4 protein-coding genes are annotated in these 2,694 nt (G+C 42.5%); all 4 read right to left on the bottom strand.

The features are described 5' to 3' along the window. Positions 1 to 269: 269 nt before the first annotated feature. The 4 genes from VIM91_RS11825 to VIM91_RS11810 all read right to left on the bottom strand — a co-directional run bounded on the left by VIM91_RS11825 (position 270) and on the right by VIM91_RS11810 (position 2,440). Positions 270 to 1,553 carry a protein rep gene (locus tag VIM91_RS11825; protein ID WP_331865010.1) on the bottom strand — a complete coding sequence of 428 codons (1,284 nt, stop codon included), beginning with the start codon at positions 1,551 to 1,553 and terminating at the stop codon, positions 270 to 272. A gap of 72 nt (positions 1,554 to 1,625) precedes the next feature. Beyond that, entirely contained in the window at positions 1,626 to 1,835 is a 210-nt protein-coding gene (locus VIM91_RS11820) for a hypothetical protein (protein WP_331865009.1), read from the bottom strand. Next, the gene (locus VIM91_RS11815; protein ID WP_331865008.1) at positions 1,822 to 2,127 is read right to left on the bottom strand and encodes a hypothetical protein; all 306 of its coding nucleotides are present in this window, start codon (positions 2,125 to 2,127) and stop codon (positions 1,822 to 1,824) included. Before VIM91_RS11815 ends, VIM91_RS11820 begins: the two co-directional genes overlap by 14 nt. Beyond that, complete coding sequence (locus VIM91_RS11810; protein ID WP_331865007.1) at positions 2,099 to 2,440, bottom strand: CopG family transcriptional regulator; 342 nt, start codon at positions 2,438 to 2,440, stop codon at positions 2,099 to 2,101. Before VIM91_RS11810 ends, VIM91_RS11815 begins: the two co-directional genes overlap by 29 nt. Positions 2,441 to 2,694: the final 254 nt, after the last annotated feature.

The raw sequence follows: 2,694 nt of genomic DNA, 5'->3' as shown, positions 1-2,694 counted from the left end.
GGTAGTGCTGCCCTTCGGGACAGCCTCCACCTTGACCCTTCATCACTTCCAGTAAATGACTTTACTATGGGGTAAATAACCAGCAAGTAATAACTGGAAGGAGGGAAGGTTCGAACAGGAGTTATAAGCAAAAACAGTGCCCCTTGTGGGTCTTTTGGTTATACACTCCTAAGTTCGCTCTTAACAGAGAGTTAAAAGCTAATGCGCGCCTACGCCCTTGCCTACCGTCGTCGATCGTCGTAGCTCCTCCTCCTCGGGTAAGGCAGATGCTAGGACGCGGACAAGTCCATATTACGCCTGATTTCATCAGCCTCTATTTCAGCAAGTGACCACAAAAGGTCAAAATACCTATTGCCGTCATCAAGCTTATCCAATTCAACAGCATGTAGAACTTCGGAATGTTTGCGATACTTATTAACCAATTCAAATATGGTAACGTCCATTTCATCAACTAAAACGCTATCTTTATCGGTTTCGGTAGCAAGCTCCTCATCTGTCTTAACATCAACTTCTAACAACTTCTTTAAACCTTTAGACCAAAACAGTTGATGCTTACCCTTAAAAGCGTCTGCATACTCTTTAAACAGCCGTTGATAGTGTGGGTTACCTTCTGACTGTCTAAGCAGGTCAAAAGGTGTCAGCGAGCCTTCACGACCCTTTTTAACGTGTCCTTTCGTTACTTCATGCTCAAGACCCCACTTACTGATGTATTTATCGGCATACGTTCCATCACGAACATCTACGCCATGCTCAAGACTAGGTATTTTCATACCTGCTTTACGGCAAGCATCTTGCCATTCAAGAGCTAAAAAACTCTGTAAGCCCTGAATATTTATTTCATGGTCAAAGAATAGGATTACATGATAATGAGGATGCCAACCGTTCACGCCATGCGTAACCTCGGTTGCCACTATACGACCCTTATAGCCTAAGCATTTCAACATTTTTACGACTTTGGTTTTTTCCCAAAACTTCTTAAAGGCTTTTTTTTGACCGCTTAACTGATGCTCCAAGTTATCGCCATAGTGGTGAGGATTGGTAAAAGTAGCCATGTAAACCGATCCGCCACCATTCAGCCAATTAGTAAATCCCGACTTAACTTCTAATCTTCTACCTTCTGTTATTTGAGCTGCACAGATTGGACAAGTCCAAACACTGCCACAGCGTTGCAAGTTGCCGAAGTGAGCCTTCTTTCTTGTCTCGTTATAACGGACATCAACGTCTTTATCCTTGCTTATGCGACGGCTTAAGCAGTAGTTCACACGGTGAACATAAGAACGATATTCTTCACCTGATGATTTCTTTCTGACAACGGTTTCATTCAAGATGGAACACGCTAGGTATTTTAGAGAATATTTTTCAGCACGATTAAGCACTGAATTATAGTCATTTTGCTCTAGCCCTTGTCCTGTGGGCATTACATGCAATTTCGTAATAGTACCAAGGGCGCTATCGGGACTCGCGTGTGTGTGCGTCGAGTCGGGGAGTCGTACACCACACACACCAGTCCCGAGCGCTTGCGATGCAGAAATATTACTTATTTTATTTTTCATGGTATAATAGACCCTGTTATATGTAGTAAAACCCCTGTAGGCCTGCCAGCCGTATCAGGGGTTTTTTATTGCCTAAGAAAAGTTACTTAATAATATACCTTCCATATAATTATTAAGCTCAAAGAGGTTATCCATAATTGCCTCCTCATTAGCTCCGTGTAAGTCAAAAGAACCGTCATCAATGCTCATTGCTAGATGATTGATAGCTATCTGCAATAGAGTAACCACATCAGGCTCAGTTACTATCATTATAGTAGCTCCTTCAATGTTAGGCGCTTGCATTGGCAACACCTCTCACACTAGGCTTAGAACCCTTGCTTACGAAGTAAATAATATTGCCTTTGCTCGGGGCGAACGCTCCAATGTCGATTGATACCGTTTTGCCTTGCTTGTCGTTCCACTCTGCTAAATCATCAATGGTTAAATCCATCAAATCCATTTTCACATCACCATTGGGTAGCGCAACCTGACCCATTAACTGCACCTTATGGCGCTCGGCGTACTCTGTACCGTCTTTGCCTTTTCCTGCTTCCGTAGTGAATACGTTAATTACTTTTCCCGTTATCTGTAGCATTGTCGTCTGACTCCTCGTCAGGTTTGTTAATTTCTCTCAAGGCTCTGTTTATGTCGCCCTGAGCTTGGTTAATCACATCTCCAGCATCGGCAATCAAATTATTAAATACCATTCTTGCGTCTGACATCTGCATTTCGTTGGCTCTTAACTTCTTAATCAAATCGATAGATAAATCTAATTGAGGCTTAACCTCTGTAAGCAGCTCATTAATGATTGCAGCCCTCGGCGTGCCTGATAACTCTGATAGTTCTGTCAACGTTGCAAACAGTTCATCGTCTAAAGTTAAGTTAACTCGATTTCGTTGCTTAGTCATATGGTAACCTATTTATTTGTTAGTAACCAGTTATTTTTTAAGATTGGCAAGAAGGCATAGTATATTGTTATTGACCCCGCCGTAAATCATATTACTGTCGTGCTTTGCGTCAAGGTAGTGCTGCCCTTCGGGACAGCCTCCACCTTGACCCTTCATCACTTCCAGTAAATGACTTTACTATGGGGTAAATAACCAGCAAGTAATAACTGGAAGGAGGGAAGGTTCGAACAGGAGTTATAAGCAAAAACAGTGCC

The sequence above is a fragment of the Thiomicrospira sp. genome (assembly GCF_036568485.1).
In the GTDB taxonomy this organism is placed as follows: domain Bacteria; phylum Pseudomonadota; class Gammaproteobacteria; order Thiomicrospirales; family Thiomicrospiraceae; genus Thiomicrospira.
Note: the sequence above shows the minus strand (reverse complement) of the source record. Positions and strands in the feature narration are given on the sequence as shown.